Here is a 698-nt window from a genome sequence, read left to right on the forward strand (position 1 = left end):
ACCGTCTGGTTCACCCCACCGTCTGGTTCACCCCCCTGCCCGACGGCATGGCCCAACTCGGCGCCACCCTGGACGCCGTGATCGCCAAATCCCTCTACGACTCCCTGGACCTCTGGGCCCGCACCGCCCAACACCAGGGCACCCCCAGCACCGCCACCACCCCCACAGGGCAGCCCTCCCGCTCCCTAAACAACTACCGCGCCGACGCCCTCACCGACCTCCTCCACCACGCCATCCTCCACCCCGCCGGCACCTGCACCACCTCCGGCGCCACCACCACCACCGGCGCCACCGGGACGGCCGCCGGGACCCCGGCCCCGGCCACCCGGTTCCGGAGCTGGCCCCCGGCCCGGATCGAAATCCAGGTCCCGGCCCTGACCCTGCTGGGCCGCTCCGAGGACCCCGGCCACCTCACCGGCTACGGCCCCATCCCACCCGAGCAGGCAAGGGAACTAGCCGCCGGAGCCCACACCTGGACCCGGATCCTCACCGACCCCGCCACCCACATCCCCCTCAACCTCGCCCGGACCAGCTACCACCCCACCGCCGCGATCGCCGCCGCCGTTCGCCACCGCGACCCCGTCTGCACCGGCATCGGCTGCGACCACCCCGCCGCCAGCTGCGAACTAGACCACACCACCCCCTTCTACATGAACCGCTACCGCCCCGACGGCACCCTCGAACCCAAGGGCCAAACC

General features: G+C 72.9%; 1 protein-coding gene. It reads left to right on the forward strand.

Translation table 11 applies throughout. The annotated features are described in order from the left end of the window. A partial coding sequence (locus AB4Y80_RS16895; protein WP_442215494.1) for a DUF222 domain-containing protein occupies window positions 1-698 on the forward strand: 698 nt, incomplete at both ends.

Origin of the sequence: Specibacter sp. RAF43, from assembly GCF_052114065.1 — a bacterium.
Classification (GTDB): domain Bacteria; phylum Actinomycetota; class Actinomycetes; order Actinomycetales; family Micrococcaceae; genus Specibacter.